26 protein-coding genes are annotated in these 25,243 nt (G+C 40.0%); 20 read left to right on the top strand and 6 right to left on the bottom strand.

All coding sequences use genetic code 11. From position 1 onward, the window contains the following. Positions 1 to 46 precede the first annotated feature (46 nt). The 5 genes from H5157_RS16745 to H5157_RS16725 all read left to right on the top strand — a co-directional run bounded on the left by H5157_RS16745 (position 47) and on the right by H5157_RS16725 (position 4,068). Positions 47 to 1,222: an NRAMP family divalent metal transporter gene (locus H5157_RS16745; RefSeq protein ID WP_165743886.1), complete on the top strand. Its 1,176-nt coding sequence runs from the start codon at positions 47 to 49 to the stop codon at positions 1,220 to 1,222. A 71-nt stretch (positions 1,223 to 1,293) separates the two neighbouring features. Then, positions 1,294 to 1,749, top strand: a complete 456-nt coding sequence (locus tag H5157_RS16740) for a GNAT family N-acetyltransferase (RefSeq protein ID WP_182725112.1) — start codon at positions 1,294 to 1,296, stop codon at positions 1,747 to 1,749. Between the two features lie 18 nt (positions 1,750 to 1,767). Continuing rightward, entirely contained in the window at positions 1,768 to 2,184 is a 417-nt protein-coding gene (locus H5157_RS16735; protein WP_182725111.1) for a GNAT family N-acetyltransferase, read from the top strand. Between the two features lie 59 nt (positions 2,185 to 2,243). Then, positions 2,244 to 2,411, top strand: a complete 168-nt coding sequence (locus tag H5157_RS20960) for a hypothetical protein (RefSeq protein WP_259399368.1) — start codon at positions 2,244 to 2,246, stop codon at positions 2,409 to 2,411. A 241-nt stretch (positions 2,412 to 2,652) separates the two neighbouring features. Continuing rightward, the gene (locus H5157_RS16725) at positions 2,653 to 4,068 is read left to right on the top strand and encodes a hypothetical protein (protein WP_182725110.1); all 1,416 of its coding nucleotides are present in this window, start codon (positions 2,653 to 2,655) and stop codon (positions 4,066 to 4,068) included. Positions 4,069 to 4,084: 16 nt separating this feature from the next. Here the strand turns inward: H5157_RS16725 and H5157_RS16720 are convergent, their stop codons facing one another. Genes H5157_RS16720 through H5157_RS16710 form a run of 3 tightly spaced genes read right to left on the bottom strand, consistent with a single transcriptional unit; the run spans position 4,085 to position 6,414 of the window. Continuing rightward, entirely contained in the window at positions 4,085 to 5,272 is a 1,188-nt protein-coding gene (locus H5157_RS16720; RefSeq protein ID WP_182725109.1) for a VWA domain-containing protein, read from the bottom strand. A 1-nt stretch (position 5,273) separates the two neighbouring features. Continuing rightward, the gene (locus H5157_RS16715; protein WP_010554437.1) at positions 5,274 to 6,122 is read right to left on the bottom strand and encodes a MoxR family ATPase; all 849 of its coding nucleotides are present in this window, start codon (positions 6,120 to 6,122) and stop codon (positions 5,274 to 5,276) included. A gap of 52 nt (positions 6,123 to 6,174) precedes the next feature. After that, the gene (locus H5157_RS16710; protein ID WP_039486721.1) at positions 6,175 to 6,414 is read right to left on the bottom strand and encodes a DUF1653 domain-containing protein; all 240 of its coding nucleotides are present in this window, start codon (positions 6,412 to 6,414) and stop codon (positions 6,175 to 6,177) included. A gap of 60 nt (positions 6,415 to 6,474) precedes the next feature. Here H5157_RS16710 and H5157_RS16705 point away from each other — a divergent pair, with 60 nt between their 5' ends. The 11 genes from H5157_RS16705 to rpoS all read left to right on the top strand — a co-directional run bounded on the left by H5157_RS16705 (position 6,475) and on the right by rpoS (position 14,061). Next, positions 6,475 to 6,954: a DUF2947 domain-containing protein gene (locus H5157_RS16705; protein ID WP_002958965.1), complete on the top strand. Its 480-nt coding sequence runs from the start codon at positions 6,475 to 6,477 to the stop codon at positions 6,952 to 6,954. 75 nt (positions 6,955 to 7,029) lie between these two features. After that, positions 7,030 to 7,665 carry a hypothetical protein gene (locus tag H5157_RS16700; RefSeq protein WP_002958964.1) on the top strand — a complete coding sequence of 212 codons (636 nt, stop codon included), beginning with the start codon at positions 7,030 to 7,032 and terminating at the stop codon, positions 7,663 to 7,665. A 37-nt stretch (positions 7,666 to 7,702) separates the two neighbouring features. Continuing rightward, entirely contained in the window at positions 7,703 to 7,990 is a 288-nt protein-coding gene (gene ftsB / locus H5157_RS16695; RefSeq protein ID WP_002958963.1) for a cell division protein FtsB, read from the top strand. Beyond that, entirely contained in the window at positions 7,980 to 8,681 is a 702-nt protein-coding gene (ispD, locus tag H5157_RS16690) for a 2-C-methyl-D-erythritol 4-phosphate cytidylyltransferase (protein WP_182673805.1), read from the top strand. The genes ftsB and ispD overlap by 11 nt, the downstream gene beginning before the upstream one ends. Continuing rightward, positions 8,678 to 9,175: a 2-C-methyl-D-erythritol 2,4-cyclodiphosphate synthase gene (gene ispF, locus H5157_RS16685; RefSeq protein WP_024604077.1), complete on the top strand. Its 498-nt coding sequence runs from the start codon at positions 8,678 to 8,680 to the stop codon at positions 9,173 to 9,175. Before ispD ends, ispF begins: the two co-directional genes overlap by 4 nt. Then, on the top strand, positions 9,172 to 10,224 hold the full coding sequence (truD, locus tag H5157_RS16680; RefSeq protein WP_182725108.1) for a tRNA pseudouridine(13) synthase TruD: 1,053 nt from the start codon (positions 9,172 to 9,174) through the stop codon (positions 10,222 to 10,224). The genes ispF and truD overlap by 4 nt, the downstream gene beginning before the upstream one ends. Further along, on the top strand, positions 10,205 to 10,969 hold the full coding sequence (gene surE / locus H5157_RS16675; RefSeq protein WP_024600608.1) for a 5'/3'-nucleotidase SurE: 765 nt from the start codon (positions 10,205 to 10,207) through the stop codon (positions 10,967 to 10,969). Before truD ends, surE begins: the two co-directional genes overlap by 20 nt. Continuing rightward, the gene (locus tag H5157_RS16670; RefSeq protein ID WP_002958958.1) at positions 10,959 to 11,597 is read left to right on the top strand and encodes a protein-L-isoaspartate(D-aspartate) O-methyltransferase; all 639 of its coding nucleotides are present in this window, start codon (positions 10,959 to 10,961) and stop codon (positions 11,595 to 11,597) included. Before surE ends, H5157_RS16670 begins: the two co-directional genes overlap by 11 nt. A 9-nt stretch (positions 11,598 to 11,606) precedes the next feature. Next, positions 11,607 to 12,185 carry a YqaA family protein gene (locus H5157_RS16665; RefSeq protein WP_002958957.1) on the top strand — a complete coding sequence of 193 codons (579 nt, stop codon included), beginning with the start codon at positions 11,607 to 11,609 and terminating at the stop codon, positions 12,183 to 12,185. 41 nt (positions 12,186 to 12,226) lie between these two features. Continuing rightward, positions 12,227 to 13,051 carry a peptidoglycan DD-metalloendopeptidase family protein gene (locus tag H5157_RS16660; RefSeq protein ID WP_182695077.1) on the top strand — a complete coding sequence of 275 codons (825 nt, stop codon included), beginning with the start codon at positions 12,227 to 12,229 and terminating at the stop codon, positions 13,049 to 13,051. Positions 13,052 to 13,086: 35 nt separating this feature from the next. Continuing rightward, on the top strand, positions 13,087 to 14,061 hold the full coding sequence (gene rpoS, locus H5157_RS16655; RefSeq protein WP_002958955.1) for an RNA polymerase sigma factor RpoS: 975 nt from the start codon (positions 13,087 to 13,089) through the stop codon (positions 14,059 to 14,061). Positions 14,062 to 14,152: 91 nt separating this feature from the next. On the opposite strand, the gene mutS is transcribed toward rpoS, so the two are convergent. Beyond that, the gene (mutS, locus tag H5157_RS16650) at positions 14,153 to 16,738 is read right to left on the bottom strand and encodes a DNA mismatch repair protein MutS (protein WP_182693730.1); all 2,586 of its coding nucleotides are present in this window, start codon (positions 16,736 to 16,738) and stop codon (positions 14,153 to 14,155) included. Between the two features lie 21 nt (positions 16,739 to 16,759). Here mutS and H5157_RS16645 point away from each other — a divergent pair, with 21 nt between their 5' ends. Further along, on the top strand, positions 16,760 to 17,248 hold the full coding sequence (locus H5157_RS16645; RefSeq protein ID WP_024597314.1) for a CinA family protein: 489 nt from the start codon (positions 16,760 to 16,762) through the stop codon (positions 17,246 to 17,248). Between the two features lie 67 nt (positions 17,249 to 17,315). After that, positions 17,316 to 18,359, top strand: coding sequence for a recombinase RecA (recA, locus tag H5157_RS16640; RefSeq protein WP_002958952.1), 1,044 nt, complete (start codon positions 17,316 to 17,318; stop codon positions 18,357 to 18,359). Between the two features lie 190 nt (positions 18,360 to 18,549). On the opposite strand, the gene H5157_RS16635 is transcribed toward recA, so the two are convergent. Then, positions 18,550 to 20,673, bottom strand: a complete 2,124-nt coding sequence (locus tag H5157_RS16635; RefSeq protein WP_182725107.1) for a TonB-dependent siderophore receptor — start codon at positions 20,671 to 20,673, stop codon at positions 18,550 to 18,552. A 219-nt stretch (positions 20,674 to 20,892) separates the two neighbouring features. After that, positions 20,893 to 22,059, bottom strand: coding sequence for a DcaP family trimeric outer membrane transporter (locus H5157_RS16630; RefSeq protein ID WP_182725106.1), 1,167 nt, complete (start codon positions 22,057 to 22,059; stop codon positions 20,893 to 20,895). Between the two features lie 442 nt (positions 22,060 to 22,501). Here H5157_RS16630 and acs point away from each other — a divergent pair, with 442 nt between their 5' ends. Both acs and H5157_RS16620 read left to right on the top strand, forming a co-directional pair. Then, positions 22,502 to 24,442 carry an acetate--CoA ligase gene (acs, locus tag H5157_RS16625; protein WP_024597311.1) on the top strand — a complete coding sequence of 647 codons (1,941 nt, stop codon included), beginning with the start codon at positions 22,502 to 22,504 and terminating at the stop codon, positions 24,440 to 24,442. A gap of 104 nt (positions 24,443 to 24,546) precedes the next feature. Next, positions 24,547 to 25,197, top strand: coding sequence for a response regulator transcription factor (locus tag H5157_RS16620; RefSeq protein WP_002958948.1), 651 nt, complete (start codon positions 24,547 to 24,549; stop codon positions 25,195 to 25,197). The last annotated feature ends 46 nt before the right edge of the window (positions 25,198 to 25,243 follow it).

The raw sequence follows: 25,243 nt of genomic DNA, 5'->3' as shown, positions 1-25,243 counted from the left end.
AGCAGTATGGAAGTCTCGACTAGGTGCGCTTGGACCTGGAATACTCATGGCAACAGCCGCTATTGGCGGTTCTCACTTAGTTGCCTCTACGCAAGCTGGGGCAATATTTGGCTGGCAATTATTTTGGCTTATCCTCGTTGTTAATGTTTTAAAGTACCCGTTTTTTCGCTTTGGTATGGAATACACACTCGCCACTAAAAATAGCCTAGTGGAGGGCTATAAAAGCAAAGGCCCGTTTTATTTTTACAGTTTTATCGGTTTAAACATTGTAGCCGCCGTAGTTAATACCGCTGGCGTATTACTACTTACTGCAAGTTTACTGCATTACGCGTTGCCCGTAGTGATAGAAGTAACACTGCTATGTTGGATATTATTAGGAGTGTGCTTAGCCATATTATTGTTAGGGCACTTTAAAGCGCTCGACAGTGTGGCCAAAGGCATAATGGGGTTATTAACGCTGGCTACCGTTATTGCGTTAGTTATCGCGTTTAGTAATGGCCCAATGGCGCCTGCTGATTATGTTGGTCCATCACCATATGAGCTTGCTATGCTGAGCTTTATGGTGGCTTTAATGGGCTGGATGCCAGCCCCTATCGAAATATCTGCATTAAGTTCTTTATGGCTAAAAGAAAAACAAGCCCAGCAAACAGTTTCTAAAAGCCAAGGCTTGTTCGATTTTAACGTAGGTTACTGGCTTACAGCTGGCTTAGCCTTGGTATTTTTTAGTTTAGGTGTATTAGTGCAGTACGGGCAGACCAGTAGTATAGAACTCGGCGGTGTTGCGTTTGCCAAGCAGCTTATTGATATGTACGCATTAACAATAGGCGAGTGGGCAAGGCCGCTTGTATCAGCAATCGCTTTTTTATGTATGTTTGGTACTACACTTACCGTGCTTGATGGTTACGCGCGTACGCTTAACGAATCCCATAAATTACTTGGCTTTGGGCAATCAAAACACAGTCTAAATATTTGGTTAATACTACAAGCACTTGCCGGTATGGCCGTTATTTTATTTTTTAAATCAGCCCTTGGCCCCATGCTTACGTTTGCAATGACACTTTCATTTGTTACAACGCCTGTATTTGCATGGCTCAACTTTAGCCTTGTGCGATCAGAGCCTGCTATTAAGCATAGCGTTTTACTACGTAGTTTAACGTGGTTAGGTTTGGTGTACTTAGTTGGGTTTGCTGTCGCTTTTGTAGTGTGGAAACTAGCAGCCTAAATACAGCCACTTACTTTAGGGTTTTAATTAAAACCCTAAAGCATTAAATTCTAGGATTAAACGAGGTATAAATGGATATTAGAATAGGTGAGCTTTCAAACCCACACGTTATAAAGCTACTACAAGCGCACCATAACGATATGCTAAAGCACTCACCTGTTGAGAGCGTACATGCACTTGATGTGAGCAAACTCACTCAGCCCGATATAATCTTTTATAGCTTATGGATTGATAATAATTTAGCGGGTGTTGGCGCATTAAAAGCGCTCGATGCCACTCATGGCGAAATTAAATCAATGCGCACCTCAAGCAACTATTTACGCCAAGGCATCGCTGCTAAATTGCTCACGCATATTATTGAGCAAGCAACTTTGCGAGGTTACAAAAAGTTAAGCTTAGAAACAGGCACTGCCGAGGCGTTCTTGCCCGCACAAAAGCTTTACACTCAATTTGGTTTTAAAGAATGCGAACCATTTGGTGATTATGAGCTAGATCCGTACAGCTTGTTTATGAGTAAAGCGCTTTAAAAGTGAGTAAGGGATATAATGGCTTATAAAGTTGAACTTAAAGCTCCAACACTGGATGAATTTACTAACTTACGCGCACAAGCAAAGTGGCAAAACCCTGACGATAAAACATTAAAAGTAAGCATTGAAAACTCACTTTTTTGGGTTGCCGTATACGATACTGATAAGTTAATAGGCACTGGTAGAGTAATCGGTGATGGCGCAATGTATTTTTATATTCAAGATGTAATTGTTGCGCCAAGTTATCAAAAACAAGGCATAGGTCATTTAGTTATGACCCACATTGAAAACTATCTAAACAACACCTGCTCTAATGGCGCTACTATAGGTTTATTAAGTGCTCACGGTAAAGAAAGTTTTTATACACAATATGGTTATGTAAAGCGTGATGGAGATGTTTTAGGGCTCGGAATGTGTAAGTTTATTAGCAAGTAATAATAAATATTGCTGCATGATATCAAGATTATTAATATAACTTTCAAAGGTATGGCGCAATGAGTAAACGTAATTTATTTTCAGAATTAACTACAGCACTTGTGGACGCTAAAGCGCATTCACAAGGAAAGCTTACGTTACGTTCTCATGCAGTAAAGGATATCAACGACCTTGCTATCTCATTCGATGAAATAGTGAATATTCGAGAAACATCCAGCTTACATTAGCAAGAACGTTCGAAAATTCGGATTAACAACGCAGTGCACCTTATGGTCAAGCGATAACATTGCTAAAGCCTGCGCAGTGTTATCTTGAAACACTAAACCATATAGCGGAGTTATAAGCTTTATGGAACTCATTTGAGTAAATTAGGCACTTAGACAAACTTGGCTATTTATTATAATAGGCAAAAAAAGAGACGTGATCCGTTACTTGTAAAATATAGGTTATCTTAAAAGGAATTTATCTTTGAAAAAATTGTTAGTTGAGCCTGAAAACGATAAGTGGCAAGAGTTAGTAAAATGCGTTTCTTATTCGCAATTAATAGAAGATAATAATATCTCTGATGCTATTGGGAATGGAAGTTACAAAACAGATATTCATCTAAATAATTTGGAGTTTAAAGGTGATCTGTATTTAGAGAATTTAGTTTGCCCGAAGCTTTCTTTGAGTGGGGTTTCAGCAAATAGGATTTATATAAAAAATCTCTCTGTAGAGAGTTTAGAAATTCGTCTATTGGAATGTGATTCTATTCACTTTATTGACCTTAAGACTAACAATCTCTATGTTAGGCATATAGATACTAAAGACTTTGATATTGGTTTATCTAACATTAAATCTCTATGTATATTTAATGTTAAGTCAAAAGATACTTCTATAAAGTTAAAAGAAAATAAAACTATAGATATAAGAGATATTGAGTGTGTCACCTTTGATTTAAGCTCAAATGAACTACAGATGGATAAACTTGTTGTCTGTAATCTGGATGTAAAAAACGCCCATTTCGACCTTCCATATATTATTAATAATTTTGAGCTACATGGCTATATAGGAGGGAATTGTTCTTTTTGGGAAAACAGTTCCAATGATAAAAGCAGGCCAGACGCTGTTTTTATAAGGTGGTGTATTTTAAAAATACAAATTAGCTGTAATTTTTTAGGAGATTTTCAGCTTCATAATTTTATTACTCACAACTTTAGCCTTTCCTATTCAAATACTAAACATGGTTCTATTGATTTTAATGGCGTAACTCCCTTTTCAGCGTCATCATTACTCCGTATTACCTCAAATAGATTAGATAACAATAAGTTTTACGCTTGTGATTTTAAAGGTTTCGGTGATAAGAAAAGTATGGTGAGTGAAAATTCGTTTAACTCGAGTTTATCTCATGGAACGACATGGCCTAGTTACGGAAGGTACGATGAAAGCTACCATTTAAATTTTAATGAGTATTTGAATGGTAAAAAATATTATTACGAGTCTTTGAGTAATATGTGTGATTTAAGTGGTGACTCGTTTGGTAAGTACGCATACCAAAAAGAAGCTAAAGATACAGAGATGGAATCAATAAAGCATAATAGCAATTTTTTTGTCGTGGATTATTTACCTCTAATATTGAGCAAAATATTTTCTAAGTATAATACAAGTTGGTTAATTGCTTTGGTTTGGATCGTTTTATTTAACTTTTCATATTTTATTTATTTAAATTTCTCTTTGCATGATTTAGTCACGGCCTTTAATCCTGTTCATCGCTTGGAAAGTCTGAACTTTCTTCGTGACTCACAACCTGTTGACTCTAAGTTTTATTTCATCAATTTTATCATGAGGATTATAAATTCATTTTTAGTTTTTAAATTTATTAAATCCTTTCGTAAATATTACTGACAGCTTCTATAGTTATTTAACTCAGCTCTTTTATCGCTCTACTTATCCCATCCAAACTCAGCGGGTACATTCTGTTACCCATCAACTCTTTTATAAAGCCAATTGATTGATAGTACGGCCAGTGTTCAACGGGTTGTGGGTTGAGCCAGGCGACTTTATCAAAGTGGTTGGTAATGCGTGCAAGCCATGCACTGCCGGGCTCTTCATTGTAGTGCTCTACCGAGCCGCCGGGGTAGGCTATTTCGTATGGGCCCATAGTAGCATCGCCGACAAATATGACTTTGTAGTCGCTGGTAAATTTATTGATCAGCGTCATGGTGTCAATCACGTTTGAATGGCGGCGTGTGTTGTCTTGCCAAACGTGCTCGTATAAACAGTTATGAAAGTAGTAAAACTCTAGGTGTTTAAATTCGCTGTGGGCGGCGCTAAATAGCTCTTCGCAGGTGTGGATGTAGTCATCCATTGAGCCGCCAATATCAAACAGCATCAATACTTTTACTGCATTGTGGCGTTCGGGTGCCATTTTTACATCAAGCATGCCGCCTTGTTTTGCAGTCGCGCGAATAGTCTCGTTTAAATCAAGCGTGTCGCTTGCGCCTGTGCGGGCAAACTTACGTAACTTTTTAAGGGCGAGTTTAACTGTGCGCGAACTAATTTCTCTGTCGGTGTCGAGGTTTTTGTATTCTCGTTTATCCCACACTTTTACTGCTTGGCGGTTACGATTGCCGTCTTGCCCTATACGCACACCTTCTGGGTTATAGCCGTATGCCCCAAAAGGTGATGTGCCGCCAGTACCTACCCATTTATTACCGCCAGCGTGGCGTTTTTGTTGCTCTTCTAAACGCTCTTTTAGGGTTTTCATAAGCTCATCGAGCCCGCCCATAGCTTTAAGTTGGGCTTTTTCTTCATCGCTTAGGTTTTTTTCAAACTCTTTACGTAGCCAATCTTCAGGTAGGTTGTGCTGTTGCTTTAAGCTCTCGAGCAAATCAAGGTCGGCAATACCGCTAAAGTAGTCGCTAAAGGCTTTATCGAATCGATCAAAATGCGTTTCATCTTTTACCATGATGGTGCGCGCTAGATGGTAAAAGGCGTCTACGTCGGCAAATATAACGCCTTTTTTTAAGGCGTTAATTAAATCGAGCAGTTCGCGCAGGCTTACAGGTAGGCGGTATTCACGCAGTTTGAAGAAAAACGCAATCAACATCTTAACGGCGGCTCATAAAGGCTAATTTTTCGATTAGGCTTATATCTTGCTCATTTTTAAGTAATGCGCCAAACATTGGCATTAAACCGCCTTTTTTAGCTTTGTCGTGCAGTGTTTTAGCGTCTATGTCTTCAGCCATTAAAAGCTTTAACCAATCGAGTAATTCGCTGGTGGAAGGTTTCTTTTTAAGGCCGTTTGCTTCGCGCAGGTTAAAAAACACTTCAAGTGCTTGGCGTACTAAATCCTGTTTAACGTTAGGGTAGTGCACGTCAATAATTTGCTGCATTTCGTCGCTGCTAGGAAAATCAATGTAATGAAAAAAGCAGCGGCGTAAAAATGCGTCCGGCAATTCTTTTTCGTTATTTGATGTGATGATTACAATAGGGCGCTCTTTTGCGACAATGCGCTCGTTAGTCTCATAAACATGAAACTCCATTTTATCAAGCTCAAGTAGTAAGTCGTTTGGGAACTCTATGTCGGCTTTGTCTATTTCATCAATTAAAAGCACTGGGCGTTTGCCGTTAAGCTCTGCATACGTAAATGCCTGCCAAAGCTTACCTTTAACGATGTAGTTGCCAATATTGTGTACACGCTCGTCACCTAGTTGGCTGTCGCGCAGGCGCGAAACCGCGTCGTACTCGTATAAACCTTGCTGCGCTTTAGTAGTCGATTTTATATGCCACTGAATAAGCGTGGTATCTAAGCTTTTAGCCAACTCCTCAGCCAGCATGGTTTTACCTGTGCCAGGTTCGCCTTTAATTAAAAGTGGTTTTTCGAGCATAATGGCAGCATTTACAGCTTGTTTAAGCGCGCTACTCGCTATGTAATTGTCAGTTGAATTAAATTGCACGGTGTACCCTTGTCTGGTCTGAGCAGTAAGTTATTTTGTTATAATGCCATAGTTAAGCAGCAGGTCCAATATAAGCAAAACGCTGTATGACCTCACCTTCTTTTTCAACAGTTTCTAAAAACATACTAAGTGGGCGCGCCCATATACCAAATTCACCATAAAGTGCTTGGTAAATCACAAGCTGTTCCTCGGTTTCGCTATGGGTGGCAACATGAATAACTTTATATTGCGGGCCTTTGTAGTGTTGGTATATGCCTGGTTTTAGGGAAAGTGGTTTTATTGCTGTAGTCATGTTTTGATCTCTTGTATAATTTGGCTCTGCACTTTTAATGTTAACTAATTTGCCAATACTATGAACTATATTTCTTTAGATGATTACAAAAAGGCGTGGGTTTTTCGCCACAAAGATTTACCTGTATCTGATGAAGACGCAGCAAAAATAAAGCCTATGAGCGACGAGCGCGCAGCCGTACTTTGGACAACCATGGTGAGCCGTGAATTTGATCACCCTGATTTTTTTGAAGACACCGATTGGTGTGGTCAAGAAAAAAGCTTTAGCCAAGAAGTAGATTGGCAAGATGCGTGGGAAAATGGCGATGCGTTACCACCAGAAGCAATCTTAACGTTTTTAGATTGGGAAGCTAACACCACGGTTTATTTTTGTATGGCACGCGATAATATTATCGAAACGACGTTTGATGTATTTAAACGCAATTGGCAAAACTTTATGTTTTTAGCTGATGGCAGTTTATTGATTGGTAAAAAGCGTAATACGGTTGTGCAATTTTTAGAATCAGGTAAAGCAAAATTAGGTGAAAAGCCAAGCGCTTAAAATAGTGCGCTGCGCTTAAAAAACATTCAATACTGTGTTATAAAACATTTACCTGAATATTTTTGAGTACAGCTTTTGGTCGCTAAAAATCAGTCACTTGGTGCTCAACAGCAAGTTGAAATTTGGCAAACTGATGCACAAAAAGTGTTGTATGCACAATTGTGCAATGCGTTTTATCAGCGTGAGGTTCAGCGATTAGTTGCAGAGCCTAATGCCGATAAACTGCGCCGCCAGTTAAAAAGCCTACCTTATTATATTGAGCGAGCGGCAACGTTAGTTGCCAATGGTGACACGCCTTTTACGCTTGATGCACAAAATGGTACGTGGCTTGAAAAGCAAAAACCGACCCCACCCGATGTGAATGTTCAAGCTAATGAACTTTTTTATCAAACGTATGCCAAAGTGGGGCTTATTGTGCCCGTTATATTGCATGGCTACGATCAGGTGCGTCTTAGAATAGACAGTATCGATCAGTTAGGCGAAAATAAGCTGCATTGTAACGAGCTTGGTTGGTTTGATTTTTTAGGAAATGGGCTAGAGCAGCAAAATGCTCAGCTAATAAAGCCAAGTAAAGTGAGTTTAACCGCTGCATGTTGCGGGCATCAGTGGCAATTTTCGAAGCGTTGCATGCCACGGGTTTTATCACTACGCGAAATGCTTTTAGCGGGTAGTATTAATTGGCGCAATTTAAAGCGCCCCTTAGCGTATTAAAGTTAAGGTATTTGGAATTTAAAATAAGGAGTGTTAAATGCGTATTTTTCAAGTTGGCTTACTGTGCTTAGCACTGTTTGTACAATACAGATTATGGTTTGGTCATAATGGTTTACAAGACTACACACGACTAAAAGGTGCAGTAACGTCGCATCATCAAACCAACGAAAAACTCATTAAACGTAATAAAGTACTTAAAGCAGATATTGAAGACTTAAAGCTTGGCCAAGAAGGCATTGAAGAGCGTGCACGCAACGAATTGGGAATGATTAAACCGGACGAAACATTTATTCGTGTTTTACCGGGCAAACAATATGACAAATAAACAGACTATTGCAGCAATTGTACCTGCTGCGGGTGTTGGCAGTAGAATGCAGCACAATGCGCCTAAGCAATATATACAATTAGCCGGTAAAACCATTTTAGAACACACCTTAGCTAAACTTTCTCAATTACCTCAATTACGCACTATTGTTGTTGCCCTTAGCGACAGCGACCCCTATTTTGACGAACTCCCACTGCTTGATAATCGCATTGTGCGAGCCAGTGGCGGAAAAGAGCGAGCCGACTCGGTGCTCAATAGCTTACTTTTTTTAGCGCCTAACCCGCCTACATGGGTGCTTGTACATGATGCTGCTCGTCCATTAGTTAATATCAGTGATATAGAACGTTTAATTGATGAATGCATTAACGCTGATGAAGGCGGTATTTTAGCTAGCAAAGTAAAAGACACTATAAAACGCGGCCACACTCATGCCCTACAAACTGTGCCGCGAGATGATTTATGGCAAGCACTTACCCCGCAGTTTTTTAAATATGACGAGCTTAAAAATGCACTGCAAAACGCATTAGCAAGTGGGGCTACTATTACCGATGAAGCCAGTGCAATTGAGTGGGCGGGTAAACCGGTTAAGCTTGTAGCAGGTCGTAGCGATAATATTAAAATAACCACGCCAGAGGATTTAGATCTGGCTGGGTTTTTATTACATAAACAACAAAACGAGAGTGGATTATGATACGAATTGGCCATGGTTTTGACGTACATAAATTTGGCGGCGAAGGCCCGTTAACTATTTGTGGTGAAAAAATTGATTACCCACAGGGCTTTTTAGCGCACTCAGATGGTGATGTTGCTATTCATGCATTATGCGATGCTATTTTAGGCTCACTTGCAATGGGTGATATTGGTAAGCACTTTCCCGATACGGCAAGCGAGTATGAAAATATCGATAGCCGTATTTTACTTCGCCATGTGGTGGGCTTAGCTAAAGAACAAGGTTATGTACTTGGTAATGGCGATGTGACTATTGTTGCTCAGGCACCAAAAATGTTGCCACATATTCAAGCTATGCGCGCTAATTTAGCCAGCGATTTAAATTGCGACCTTAGCCAAATTAACGTTAAAGCCACTACTACCGAAAAGCTAGGCTTTGAAGGGCGCAAAGAAGGTATTTCGAGCCATGCGGTGGTTATTATGAGTAAAGAGCTTGCGAGTACAAAAAACGCATGAGCGATTTAAATTATTTATACGGTGCACCGCTTTCTAAAGCTGATTTTAAAACCACAGCTGAAGACTTTATGGTTGATGAAGACTTAGGTATAGAATTTACCGGCAGTGGCGAACACGTGTGTTTGCAGGTGGTTAAAAAAGGCGAAAACACGCAATACGTTGCAAAGCTAATTGCACAGCGTGCGGGTGTTTCACCGCGAGACGTAAGCTATGCAGGCATGAAAGATCGCCACGGCGTGTGCTCACAGTGGTTTAGTGTAAAAGTACCAATTAAAAAGCCTATCGATTTTAGTGATTTAAATAGTGAGAGTATTTTTATTGTGTCGCAACAGCGCCACGACCGTAAGTTACGTACGGGCTGCCACAAAGGTAATAAATTTACTATTACGCTTCGTAACGTAACCAAGCCACTTGATATTTTATGTCGTATTAACGCAGTACGCGCAGGTGTGCCTAATTACTTTGGCGAGCAGCGCTTTGGGCATGGCGGTCATAACTTAGTTATGGCTGAAAAAATGTTTGCCGGTGAGCGTATTCGCGATAAAAAGTTGCGCGGTATTATTATTTCAGCAGCACGGTCGCATGTATTTAATCAGTTAGTGAGCTTACGTGTAAAAGAGCATGGTTTAGCTAAAACAATGCACCGTGAAGTATTTATGCTCAGCGGCAGCAATGCATTTTTTGAAGATGCAATTAATGACGAAAACATAGAGCGATTAGCTACCGGCGATATTATGATGTCGGCACCTATGGTGGGAAAAAGCGAAAAAGGCTTAACCGAGCAAGAAAAAGTATGGCTTGCACCTTTCCAAACATGGTGTGATGGTTTAGGTGAGTTAGGCCTTAAAAATGAGCGCCGAATGCTGCGCTTAATTCCACAAAACTTAACCGTTGAAACACTTGATGAAACCACACTAAAACTAAGCTTTGGTTTGCCAAAAGGGTGTTTTGCAACTGCATTATTACGTGAGCTGGTGGATTACACTGATGCTAGCCCTCGAGAGCGCAAAGAAAAGGATAATGGCATAAATGAAGATACTGTTAAGTAACGATGATGGCGTAAATGCCAAAGGCATTGCGGTTTTATATCAGGCGCTTATACAAATTGCAGATGTAACCCTTGTTGCACCTGATCGCAACTGTAGTGGTGCGAGTAATTCTTTAACACTTATGAACCCGCTACGAGCGACTACACTCGAAAATGGTTTTATGTCAGTTAATGGCACACCCACTGATTGTGTACATTTAGGTGTAAATCAGCTAGCTGATGAAAAGCCAGATCTAGTTGTTGCAGGTATTAACCATGGTGCCAATTTGGGTGATGACACGCTTTATTCCGGTACTGTTGCCGCTGCAACTGAAGGTCGCCATTTAGGTCTGCCTGCAATTGCGGTATCGCTTTGCTCACATAATGGCGATCATTTTGAAACAGCCGCTGCTGTTACCGTAAATATTATTAAAGGCTTGGCTTCGCATCCGCTTCCAAAAGATCAAATAATAAATATTAATGTGCCAGATATTCCATTAAGTGAATTAAAAGGGGTGCAAGTAACACGTTTAGGTGCTCGTCATAAAGCTGAAACGATGACGAAACAAACCGATCCTTGGGGGCGTGATATTTATTGGTACGGATCGCTTGGCACCGAAAGCGATGCTGGTGAAGGCACCGACTTTTACGCAATCAATAATGGCTATGCCTCAGTTACGCCACTGAGTGTTGATATGACAGCTAAAGATAGCTTAAAGGCAGTAGGAGAATGGTTAGCCGATTTGGAGATTAATCGTGCTCGCTAATTATACCCGCAGTGCTAAAGCGCTTTCTGACTTACTAAAGCGTGAAGGTGTTGAAGATACGCAAGTACTTAGTGCTATAGCTGATATTCCGCGCCATATTTTTATAGATGATGTGCTAAAACACAAAGCCTATGAAAATACAGCGCTCCCTATTGGGCAAGGGCAAACAATTTCTCAGCCTTACATAGTAGCGCGCATGACAGAGCTACTTCGTTTAGCTGGTGTGCGCAATAAAGTGCTAGAAATAGGTACGGGATCTGGGTATCAAACTGCAATATTGGCCAAAACGTTTACAAAGGTTTACTCGGTAGAGCGTATTAAAACACTTCAGTGGCAGGCAAAAAGACGTTTGCAGCAACTCGATTTATATAATGTAACCATGAAGCATGGCGATGGTTGGCAAGGCTGGCAATCACAAGCGCCGTTTGATGGTATTATAGTGACTGCTGCGGCCTCTAAAGTTCCGCAAGACTTACTTGCTCAGTTGGCCGATGGTGGCGTGTTATTAGCCCCAATTGGTGAGAGCGATCAAAAATTAGTAATGGTTATCCGCAAAGGCGATAATTATAAAGAGCATGTTATTGCTCCCGTTAGATTTGTGCCGTTAGTACCTGGCGATATTGAATAGGAATTCATTTTGAAGTTGTTTACCAAGTTATACGATATGGCCCTAGTGTGGGCAAAACACCGTCATGCGGAACGTTACTTAGCTGCTATGAGCTTTGCAGAATCAGTTTTTTTCCCGATACCACCTGATGTAATGCTTGCACCTATGTCACTTGCGCAACCAAACAAAGCATGGCGATTTGCAAGCTTTGCCACAATAGCATCGGTTATTGGTGGAGTGGTTGGTTACTTACTTGGTTTTTGGCTATTTGAACCCGTTGTAGAGCCATTGATTGCACAAATGCACTGGCAAGAAAAGTTTGATATAGCACTAAACTGGTTTAAGGATTACGGTGTTTGGGTTGTGTTTTTAGCCGGTTTTTCGCCTATACCATATAAAGTATTTACGATTGGCGCAGGTGTTTTACAAATGGCATTTTTGCCATTTTTAATAGCATCAGCCATTGGGCGCGGTGCGCGATTCTTTTTAGTTTCAGCCTTAATGAAGTGGGGCGGAGCTCAAATGGAGCGAAAATTACGTCAGTATATTGAAATACTTGGTTGGGGATTAGTGGTATTAATTGCGCTAGCTTACTTTTTATTGCGTTAAGCGTTAAAAATATCAATTTTCTAATTTAGGGGAAAAATACAATGAATAAACAGTGTTTACTGTATGTAACTATATTTATTAGTATTTTTCTCTTTGGTTGCTCTTCTCGCCATGTTCCTGCACCTGTTAGTAGCTTAAATAATAATGTTAATGATTTAGGTCATACTGTTAACATTAATGGGGTTAGCTATAAAGTACAAAAAGGAGATACGCTCTACTCTATTGCCTTTAGTGCTGGGCAAGACTTTAGGGAGTTGGCAAAAAACAATTCAATTCCATCACCTTACACAATTTTCCCTGGGCAAAACATCTCCTTACTCCCTAAGCCCGAAAAAACAAAAAGGGATGGAAATTATACGAATTCGAGTAAAAAGTCTATAAAAAAATTACAAAAAAATAACAAAATTTTAAAGAAAGAGCTTGATCCCCCAAAACAACGAGAGTATGTTCAGAAACAAGCCAGTAACAAAATTAGTAATACTAAACGTTTGTCGAGCAGTAAAGTTAAGTGGTTTTGGCCTGCACAGGGCAAAATTACCAAACGCTTTTCTAATAAGGAAAACGGTTATAAAGGTTTACAGATTACTAATCGCAAAGGGGCTTCAGTCTTAGCTGCGGCACAAGGAACAGTGGTATACGCGGGTAACGCCCTTCGAGGTTATGGTAGTTTAATCATATTGAAACATAATGATGATTACCTAAGTGCTTATGCACATAACTCGAAATTACTTGTTAAAGAAAAGCAGAAAGTTAAGGCAGGACAAAAAATAGCAGAAATTGGTAATTCAGAATCTCCGGTCACCGCGCTTCGCTTTGAAATCCGCTACCGAGGGCAAGCTGTCAATCCTGCTAAATACCTACCCTAATTTTTAGGTATTGATAATTGCTCGGGAGAAGGCTTATGGCTAGCGCAGCAAAACTTGACAAACATACTACGACTGACGAAAAGTTCGATGACATCGATGTTGATGAAAGCACAGCTCTACTAGATAAAGTAGACGACGATGAAATCTTTGCTAAAGAAGAAGTAACTAAAAATCTTGACGCAACTCAACTTTATTTAGGCGAAATTGGTTTTTCTCCTTTGCTTAGTGCTGAAGAAGAAGTGTTTTTTTCTCGCAAATCACTTCGAGGGTGTGAAGCCTCACGTAAACGTATGATTGAAAGTAACTTACGTTTGGTTGTTAAAATAGCACGTCGTTACAATAATCGCGGCCTTGCTCTACTTGATTTAATTGAAGAGGGTAACTTAGGCTTAATTCGCGCAGTTGAAAAATTTGACCCTGAGCGTGGATTTAGATTCTCTACTTACGCTACATGGTGGATACGTCAAACAATTGAACGTGCCATTATGAACCAAACGCGTACCATTCGCTTACCTATTCATGTAGTTAAAGAGCTTAATGTTTATTTACGTACAGCGCGTGAGTTAACTCAAAAGCTTGACCATGAGCCAACAGCTGACGAAATTGCAGCTTGCCTAGATAGACCCGTTGAAGACGTTACTAAAATGCTACGTTTAAACGAAAGAATTGCATCAGTAGACATGCCTATTGGTGGCGAAAACGACAGTGTACTACTTGATATCATTCCTGATGAAAAAAGTGCTGGTCCTGAAGGCGAAGTACAAAATAATGATATTAATAAACATATTGTTGATTGGTTAGGTGAATTAAACCCTAAACAACGTGAAGTGCTAGCACGTCGATTTGGACTGCTTGGCTATGAGCCATCTACACTTGAAGATGTAGGTCGTGAAATAGGCTTAACACGTGAGCGAGTAAGACAAATTCAGGTAGAGGCATTACGTCGTCTAAAAGACATTTTGCAACAAGAAGGTTTAAGTACAGATAGCTTGTTTAATCAGTTTTCGTAACTAGTTAAATAGTTTAAGAGACTATGTGTGTTAAAAAGCCGAAGAGTTTATTCTTCGGCTTTTTTTATGCTTGTAAATTAGGTGATATAAATTACAGCAATGCTTTTAGTTTATATAACAAATCGTGCGCTTGGCGTGGCGATAAATTATCAGGGTCGATTGCGCTTAACTGCTCTTCAACTTCTGAAGGTGTACTTTGTGCAATTTCGTTATTAAAAGTAAAGGCTTGTTGCTCTGTATTTGGTGCAGTAACGCTTTGATGATTTTCAAGCAACTTAAGTTTTTGCTTTGCTTGTGCAATCACAGCTTTTGGCACACCTGCAAGAGCTGCTACTTGTAAACCAAAGCTTTTGCTTGCTGCACCGTCGAGAACTGTATGCATAAACGCAATCGTGTCATTATGCTCTATTGCATCAAGGTGTACGTTTACAAGGCCCGTAGTTTGCTCAGCAAGTTCTGTTAATTCAAAGTAGTGCGTAGCAAACAATGTTTTAGCAGATATTTTTGATGCTAAATGATCGGCTGTTGCATACGCAAGAGAGAGTCCATCGTAAGTACTTGTACCGCGACCAATCTCATCCATTAATACTAAAGACTGCGCAGTTGCATTATTTAAAATCGTTGCTGTTTCGGTCATTTCTACCATGAAGGTTGAACGCCCTGATGCTAAATCATCGCTTGCACCAATACGTGTAAATATGCGGTCGATATTACCAATTTTAGCGCTGTCAGCGGGTACATAACTGCCAATGTGAGCCATTAAAACAATAAGTGCCGTTTGGCGCATATAGGTTGATTTACCGCCCATGTTTGGACCGGTAATAATTAGCATTTTACGTTGGCTGTTTAATTCAACAGGGTTAGCAATAAACGGTTCTTTCATTACTTGTTCAACAACAGGGTGACGACCTTGCTTAATGCTTATATTGTCGTTATCGCACAATTCTGGTTTTGCATAATTGAGTGCGAATGCACGCTCAGCTAAATTGTTTAAAACGTCTAAATCGGCCAATGCTGCTGCCATCATTTGCAACTGCTCAATATGTGGAGCAATAAATCTAAACAGCTCCTCGTATAGTTGTTTTTCAAGCGCGAGAGCTTTTGATTGGCTACCGAGTACTTTATCCTCGTGCTCTTTAAGCTCTGGAATAATGTAGCGTTCGTTATTTTTAAGCGTTTGGCGACGAATGTAGTCGGCTGGCACTAAGTGCGCATTAGCTCTACTTACTTCAATAAAAAAGCCATGTACGCGGTTATAACCAATTTTAAGCGTACTAATGCCCGTACGTTCGCGCTCTCGCAGTTCTAATTGCTCAAGGACATCAGTGGCACCTTTGCTTAAGTTACGCCACTCATCAAGTTCACTATTGTAACCTGGAGCAATAACACCACCGTCACGAATAAGTACCGGTGGGTTTTCTATCACAGCTCGTTCTAATAACGCTTGTAAATCAGGGAGTTCAGGCGAGTGCTTGATGATACCTGCTATACGAGGATCGTTAGCGTCAGCTAACAAAGTATGCAGTGGTGCAAGTGCTTGTAGCGCACTGCGCAGGCGAGTTAAATCACGCGGGCGTGCAGTACATAAAGCTAGGCGTGCAATAACACGCTCTACATCACCAATCTCTTTTAATGATTCGTGTAATTCACCGCAAAGCTGCGCATCTAAAATAGCGCTAATGGCATTTAAACGTGAATTTAGCTCGTCTTTATTACGAATTGGTGTATGAATACGGCGCTTAAGTAAGCGAGAACCCATAGGTGTGGCTGTTTTATCAAGTACTTGAGCAAGTGTATTTTCAAACCCGCCTGATAAATTAACAGTTAATTCTAAATTTTTACGGGTAGCGGCATCTAAAATAACAGCGTGTTCGTTGTGCTCAAGCGTAATTGCACGAATATGCGGCAGTGCAATACGTTGTGTATCTTTTACGTATTGCATTAGGCAACCTGCAGCAACAAGCGCGCTATGGGCTTTATCAACACCAAAGCCAACTAAATCTTTAGTACCAAACTGATCGCATAATAAATGCTGAGCCGTATCTAAGTCGAATTCCCACTCTGGGCGACGGCGAGCGCCTTTTATATGTTCAATTAAATGAACGTTTTCAAAGCTTTCGCTATACAGAAGTTCGGCTGGTGATAGGCGCTGAATAGTTGAGCTAAAGGCTTCGTCGGTATTTACCTCGACAATATTAAAACGACCAGAGTTAATGTCTAAATAAGCAATCCCGTATAAGCCTTTTTTACTTTGCCAAACGCTGGTAAGGAGATTGTCTTGTCGTTCTTGTAAAAGCGCTTCATCAGAAATTGTACCGGGTGTAACTATACGCACTACTTTACGATCAACAGGGCCTTTACTGGTTGCAGGGTCTCCCACTTGTTCGCAGATAGCGACTGACTCACCCATTTGGACTAGACGTGCTAAGTAGTTTTCTACCGCATGGTAGGGTACGCCAGCCATAGGAATGGGATCGCCGCCAGCTTTACCACGATGAGTTTGCGAAATATCGAGTAATTGAGCGGCGCGTTTAGCGTCATCAAAAAAAAGTTCGTAAAAATCGCCCATACGATAAAACAATAAAATATCGCGATGCTCTGATTTTATTTTTAGATACTGCTGCATCATAGGGGTTTGTTGTTTTATAGTGTGTGGTGCATAAAGATCAAACGACATGTATTTACCCAAAGGCTGAATATGGAATTACATCAAGAGATTAAAACACTTGCTGCGCAATTAGGCGCTATTTTAACGGATAAATGCTTATGGATCACTACTGCTGAGTCATGTACTGGTGGCGGAGTGAGTTATGCGCTTACCGATACACCTGGAAGCTCAGCTTATATCGACCGTGCATTTGTCACTTATAGTAACCAAGCAAAGCAAGATTTGCTCAATGTTAGTGCTAGTACATTAAATCAATACGGTGCTGTGAGCGAGCAAACAGTCCATGAAATGGCAGTAGGTGCTATTAAAGCAACAAACGCTAATATATCTATAGCTGTATCGGGCATTGCAGGGCCTGGCGGGGCGACAGAAGGTAAACCTGTTGGACTTGTATGGTTTGGCATACAAATTGATGACAAAGTACTGACCTTTAAACAAATATTTACTGGTGATAGGGCTCAAGTAAGACTGCAAGCTATTGTATTTGCATTAAAAAGTGTAATAGATGAGATAAAATGAAAAAATTAGCTTGATACTGTGATTTCATACAGTATACTTGTTCGCATTAGCTGGATTGGAGAACAAAATGAACGATAACAAACAAAAAGCGTTAGACGCAGCACTATCACAAATTGAACGTCAATTTGGTAAAGGCTCAATTATGAAATTGGGTGACAACAAAGCGTTAAACATTGAATCTGTATCTACAGGTTCACTAGGTATTGATATTGCCTTAGGCATAGGTGGCTTACCTATGGGACGTATTGTTGAAGTGTATGGTCCTGAGTCATCTGGTAAAACAACGCTTACTTTACAAGTTATCGCAGAAGCTCAAAAAGAAGGTAAAACATGTGCCTTCATTGATGCTGAGCATGCTCTTGATCCTGTATATGCACAAAAACTAGGTGTAAATATTGATGACCTTTTTGTATCTCAACCTGATACAGGTGAGCAAGCACTAGAAATTTGTGACATGTTAGTACGTTCAAGCGCAGTAGACGTCGTTATTATTGACTCGGTTGCTGCACTTACACCAAAAGCTGAGATTGAAGGCGACATGGGCGACTCGCACATGGGCTTACAAGCACGTTTAATGTCACAAGCATTACGTAAGCTTACTGGTAATATTAAACGTTCTAACACGTTATGTATTTTCATTAACCAAATCCGTATGAAAATTGGTGTTATGTTTGGTAACCCAGAAACAACAACGGGTGGTAATGCACTTAAGTTTTACGCATCGGTACGTATTGATATTCGTCGTATTGGTTCTGTGAAAGAAGGTGATGAAGTTGTTGGTAACGAAACCCGTGTTAAAATTGTTAAAAACAAAGTAGCGCCGCCATTTAAACAAGCTGAATTTATCATCATGTATGGCGAAGGTATTTCTAAGCAAGGCGAGTTAATTGATTTAGGTGTTAAGCATAAAATTGTTGAAAAAGCAGGTGCTTGGTACAGTTACAGTGGCAACAAGGTTGGCCAAGGTAAATCTAACTCAATTAAGTTTTTGAAAGAAAACCCAGAAATTGCAGATGAGATTGAAGGTAAGTTACGCGAAATGCTTTTACTAAAAGCAACTATTGAACCTGAAGACGGTGAAGATAAGTTAGGCGACGATCCAGACCTTTAAACTGCACCCAAATGAGTTTTTAAGCTTGATTTGACCCGAGCTTTGAAAAGCGCTAATCAGTAATGATTAGCGCTTTTTTGTTATTAAAAACTTACATCAGGTTAGATAAAATAAAAACGACACATTAAAAATGTGTCGTTTTTTTCTATTGAATTAAAAAAATCTAGAGTCTTTAATTAATCAAATATATTTATAATTGCCAGTTTACAGATAGGGCGTAGTTACGAGGTGCACCGTAGTAACCTTGTGCCCAGTACAGGCTGTGCAAATATTTTTCACCGGTGGTGTTATTTACATTGAAAGTGACTCCTACGTTATCTGTAATTTCGTAAGTGGCCATTAAATCAAGTAACCCGTATGCATCTTGGTGAGTAGTGACGCTTGCAATACCATTTGCATCTTCGACTTGAACTCGGCTAGTTGAATCCTGCCAGCGATAGTTTGCACCAAATGATAAACCATCAACTAAAGGTACTTGGTAGGTTGCGGCCACTTTAAGTTGGTTTTCAGGTGTGTAATCTTTAACTAAATCATCACCATCAATAGTTAGGTTACTAAAACTTACACTTGCGCTTAAATCATCGGTTATTCGACCACTTAGTTCAACTTCAAAGCCGTTGCTGTTAATACCATCTGCTGCATAATAACGCGTATCACTAGGTAGTGAGTCGGGTAAAGCTATGGCAAGCCCTTCCTGCTTTGCATCGAAGTAAGCAAAAGTTACGAAAATTTGGTCATCAAGTAACTGTGCTTTTATACCAACTTCACTGCTTTTACCTATTACGGGAGCTAATTGGTTGGCATTAATATCAAGCTCTTTTTGCGGTACAAATGTTTCTGTGTAGCTTGCATAAGCTGATAGAGACTCGTTAAAGTCGTACACCGTGCCAATATAAGGAATAACTTCAGAGTCGCTTCTTGTTTGCTCAACACCGTAAGCACTCCCTTTTGTTTTCCAATCGGTATAACGCACACCAGCGAGCACACTTAAAGGCTCACTTAATCTAATGCGAGTAGATATGTAAGCTGATTTTTGCTCGTTAGTAATATCACTACCATTTAAGCCATCAGCAAGTGTTGCCTCTGGTACTACACCATCCCACGTTTTAAGTGATGGCATAGCTGGAAAACCATTGCCTGTAGTATAATCGTAAAGAGACTGCTCGTTGTAATCCATTTTAGCTTGGCTAACACCAAATGATAGGTCGTGCTCTTGGCCAAATAAATCAAACTTACCACTGGCATATAAATCAAATAAGTCATGCTTATCTTCGTAATCATAACGGCTAGCATAACCTGTTAAACCAAGTTCAGTATCTTTATCAGGGGTGCCGTATACGTAGAACAACTCTGAGTCTTGTTCGTTTTCGATGTGAGCATAACGTGCTCTAGCTACCCATGTTGCCGATAAGTTTTGTTCAAGTGTTACATATACTTGCTCAGCACTGTTATCCCAGTAAGACCAGTCAGCAGCGGTGCTGGTTGATTCGTCGTAATCGGTTGCTGTTCCGTCTGTATAATAAAGAGATAGTGCACCCCACAGCGGGCTATCTGCGTCTTTTTGTTGGTTAACGTAGTTAACGCTTAATAATGTGTTGTCTGTTAATTTGCCTTCGTAGGCTAAGTAAACAATGGTTTTATCTGTTTCGTAGCGATCTAAATATGAGTCAGCTTTTTGCTTTGTAAATACAGCGCGTACAGCGTGGTCTTCATTTATTGGCGTAGATACATCTAAATCTAAACGTTTTTTATTCCATGAGCCATAAGATGCTGATGCATTTGCCTGTGTTGTATAAGTTGGCTTTTTTAAAACCATGTTTACAGTTGCAGAAGGATTACCAGCGCCAGTCATTAAACCATTAGCACCGCGAACTATCTCTACACGGTCATAAATTGATGTATCAAGACTGCCTTGAATAGAGCCTGAGCTTTGTGGGATCCCTAAGCCATCAACTTGAAAGTTCGTAATTTCAAAACCACGGGCCTTAAAGTAAGTACGATCTGTTTCTATTTGCTCTACTGTTACGCCTGGCGTGCTTTCAAGTACTGAGTTTATATCGTCTAGTGAAAAGTCGTCCATTAATGCGCGTGAAACTACCGAGATTGATTGTGGTGTTTCTTTAATTGTTAAACCTAGTTTGGTAGCCGATTGCGCTTCTTCAGTAATGTAGTTTTTATGATGCTGACCATATACCGCAATTTTTTCGAGAGGTTCAGATTTTACATTTGCCTCATCAGCAAGTGCATAACCAGATAAAATTAAAGAAGTAGCAAAGCTTAGTTTAGATAAACGCAAAACTTGAGGGGACGACATAAGTTTTTCCAGTTAGTTCAAAAGAAGTGCGTAACTTAATCTAAATGATATCGATTTGCAATTGTGTTTGGTGTTTTTATCAATAATAATTCTATTTTTTTGGATTTTAGCGCCACATATAAAGATTTTAGGTACGAATTGATGAATTATATAGAACTCAATCTCGCTTATAAAAAAAGCGGCCTAGGCCGCTTTTTAAAGTAGTTAGCTTTTTAGCTATTAAAAAGAGTATTTAACAGAAAACTGTAAGCGGTCTAAATCGCCATCAACGCCGCTTTCAGTTTCACGCTCAGCATGCTTTAGCTCAGCACCAAAAGTTAGACGTTTAACCGGTGAGTATAGAATGTTAGCGCTATAGCTTTGGCTTGATTCAGTCGGATCACCAGAAATAGCTAATAAATCAGTGTTGTTATCAGCACTGAAGAATGAATATAAGAACGTTGAACGCCATTGGCTTGTCCACTTGTGCTGGTAAGCAACAAAACCAGAAGTCGAATCAATTGCATCTAGTTCATCACCATTAAGTACAGCACCGTGAGCAACGTTTAAGCCTACGTAACGGCCTAAGCCTTTACCTTGATTAAGCATAAATTTAAGGTTGTCTTCACCAAGGTTTATTTTACCTGATGCACTAATACCAAAAGAAGTTTCATCTGCATCAACACTGCCTACTTTATAAGTAAGTTGGCGAGCAAGCGCTGCAACCACAATGTTACCCCAATCGGCTTTGTGTGTGTAACGAGCTGTAAAGTCAGGCAATGATGCATCATCAGTTACTACCATACCGCTAGTAGTAGAAATTGTACTTTCTGGGTTTTCTAATGAAAACGACCATGCGCCAGTGGTGTATTTAATTTGCGATTGACGCACAAACACAGTGCCCTCAGCAGGGCCTACAAAATCAAGCGTTTCAGCAAGCGCCCCCACGTTTTGGAAGTTAGACCATGTTTGACCAAATAACCAACCATCGTAAGTCACAAACGCATGGCGAATACGCGGGGCGTAAGAATTTGAAACTCGCTCATTACCGCCAGCAGCCGAGGCCAAAAAATCAATTTCAATTTTAGTATTAACGGTTTTACCGTTATCCATAACAGTGGCTGTGCCAAAGTTAAAACGTGACTCACGAGCATGCATATCAAATACAGCATCTGAGCTGTTATCATCGCCAACTGTTAACGTACTTGGTACGTAAAAGTCACGACCTACGTTTGAGCCTGCAGGCGCACCCGCTGAATAATCACTCCACATAGAGTCGAGTTTAATGTATCCACCGTAAGTAAATTCCGTATCACCAATTTTTGCGGCAGTCGCTGCATAAGCAGTGCTTGATAGTGCACATAATACAGCGCTTGCTGCTAATGTTTTTAATGGGGTAAATTTCATTGTGGTGTCCTTTATAGGCTACTTGTTGTTTGTTGCTTTTTTTTTTCATGTAAGGTTGTATTACTTGCTACTAGTATTACTTACGAATAAAAAAGGGTGTTAGTTTGGCTTTTCAATACACATATTGTTTTCATTCGTTAAATAAAGCTTTGGCAAGTAATACCGCAAATATCTTTATTAAAGTACACAAACACTTTTGAATATGTGCAATATTTACTCAATTATCTATTGGTCTATAAGACTAAGGTTTTAGAGTTGATTAGTTTGCATTTACTTACATTTAACGCGTTGTATTATTTATGTAAAAAATTGAAAGCAGGTGGATTATAAACTACAAATGAGTAAATTGGAGTAGAGTACAACTAAGGTCTAATACTTAATAAAGTACTGCTGAGTAATCCTTGATAAAAGCTTAAGGCAAGTAATTTAAATGGAGACGAAGATGTCACAAAGTATCTATCCAGTTCCTGCGCATATTAAAGATGCGACTCTCATTGATAAAAATAAATATAATACGCTTTATAAGCAATCTATTGATGACCCAGAAAGTTTTTGGCGTGAGCATGGCAAACGCCTCGATTGGTCTACTCCTTACACTAAAGTTAAAAACACCTCTTTTGATAAAGGCCACATCAGTATTAAATGGTATGAAGATGGCTATTTAAATGCGTCTTACAACTGTATTGACCGCCACTTAAAAACGAAAGCAGACAAAATTGCGCTTATTTGGGAAGGAGATGATCCTTCTCAAAGTGAGAACATTACTTATCAAAAACTTCATGACGAAGTGGCTAAATTTGCCAATGGTTTAAAAAAACTGGGTGTACAAAAAGGTGACCGCGTAGCTATTTATATGCCAATGACCCCACAAGCGGTGTATGCAATGCAAGCTTGTGCACGTATTGGTGCTATTCATTCTGTTGTATTTGGTGGTTTTTCACCATCGGCTATTGCTGATCGTATTAGAGATTCTGGTGCTAAGGTTGTTATTACTTCTGATGAGGGACGCAGAGCAGGAAATTGTGTTCCATTAAAAGCAAATGTAGATGAAGCGGTAGCGCAAGAAACTGTAACCACAATTGAACACGTTATTGTGCATCAATTAACAGGCGGTGAAGTTGATTGGAATGAGCATGATATATGGTGGCACGAGCTAGTTGCTGACTTACCGGCACAGTGTGAGCCAGAGCCAATGAATGCTGAAGATCCTTTGTTTATATTGTATACATCAGGTTCTACTGGTCAGCCTAAAGGTGTTGTACATACTACAGGTGGCTACTTAGTTTACTCATCAATGACACATGAATACGTATTTGATTTAAAAGAAGATGATGTGTATTGGTGTAGTGCCGATGTAGGTTGGATCACAGGCCACAGTTACATTGCGTACGGGCCATTAGTAAACGGTTGTACTCAGGTTTTATTTGAAGGAGTCCCCACTTATCCAACTGCAGGGCGTATGGGCGAAGTAGTTGATAAACACGGTGTTACTATTTTATATACCGCCCCTACAGCAATTAGAGCACTAATGGCTAAAGGTGATGAGCCTACAGCTTCGTCACATCGCGATAGTTTACGTATTTTAGGTTCAGTAGGTGAGCCAATAAATCCAGAAGCGTGGACATGGTATTACGAGAGTATTGGTAAATCTAATTGCCCGATTGTTGATACATGGTGGCAAACAGAAACCGGTGGCATTATGATCACACCACTTCCGGGCGCTACTGATACAAAACCAGGTTCTGCAACACATCCATTTTTTGGTATTGCGCCTGCATTATTTGATGCTGAAGGTAATACACTCGAAGGTGCCGTAGATGGTAATTTAGTTATTTTAGATAGTTGGCCATCGCAAGCTCGAACTGTTTATGGCGACCATGAACGTTTTGAACAAACTTATTTTAGCGCCTACCCAGGAGTTTACTTTACAGGCGATGGTTGTCGTCGTGATGAAGATGGTTATTACTGGATCACAGGCCGTGTGGACGATGTACTTAATGTGTCTGGGCACCGCCTTGGTACTGCCGAAATTGAAAGTGCGTTAGTTGCGCATGAAGCGGTAGCAGAAGCTGCTGTTGTAGGTTACCCGCATGATATTAAAGGCCAAGGTATTTATGTTTACATTACGCCTAACGAAGGTGTAACTGTAAGCGATGAATTAACTAAAGAGGTACGTAATTGGGTTCGTAAAGAGCTCAGCCCAATTGCATCTCCAGATATGATTCAATGGTCACCGGGTTTGCCAAAAACACGTTCAGGCAAGATTATGCGTCGTATTTTACGTAAAATCGCTGCAAATGAGCACCAACAACTCGGTGATACGTCAACGCTTGCCGATCCTTCAGTTGTCGATGAACTAATCGAGAACAGATTAAATCGTTAAATGTGCGTTAAAAACTTGATTACAAGTTGATTCTAAACGTAGTATATCGGCTGTCAGTAAAGGTTTTAAACCTAACTGGCAGCCGAATTTATTAGGAGTGAACCATGAGTCAGTTTTTAATAGCGGACGATCATCCGTTATTTCGTGAAGCACTAAAGGGCGCACTGAGCGCAAAATTTGAGGGTTTAGAGGTTTTTGAATCATCCGATTTTGACAGCACACTGCAAGTGTTAAGCGAGCAAGAGGATCTTGATATATTACTGCTAGACCTTCACATGCCAGGTAATGGTGATTTATATGGTCTTATTCGTATTAGAGAAGAATACCCAAGCTTACCTATTGCCGTTGTTTCGGGTAGTGAAGACGTGAATATCGTTTCTAAAGTAATGGGTTACGGCGCTATGGGTTTTATTCCTAAATCATCATCGTCTGATGATATTGCCAGTGCAATTAACCAAATACTTGAAGGCGATACATGGCTACCAAAAGAGCTAAAAAACAAAGTAGCTGAAATTGAAGGTGAAGATAGAGAAATAGCAGCGCAAGTTGCCTCATTAACGCCTCAACAATACCGAGTGCTGCAATATCTGCACGAAGGTTTACTTAATAAGCAAATTGCTTATGAACTACACATATCAGAAGCGACAGTAAAAGCACACATTACAGCCATATTTAGAAAACTCGGTGTGTACAATCGTACCCAAGCCGTTTTAATTGCCGCTAAATTAAAGCTCGAACCAATAGAGCAGGCATAATTTACATTTAAAAAGTTATTAGCTTATTTATGATAAAAAAATGCCT

This window comes from Pseudoalteromonas sp. SG43-3 (assembly GCF_014164385.1).
In the GTDB taxonomy this organism is placed as follows: Bacteria; Pseudomonadota; Gammaproteobacteria; order Enterobacterales; family Alteromonadaceae; genus Pseudoalteromonas; species Pseudoalteromonas distincta.
Note: the sequence above shows the minus strand (reverse complement) of the source record. Positions and strands in the feature narration are given on the sequence as shown.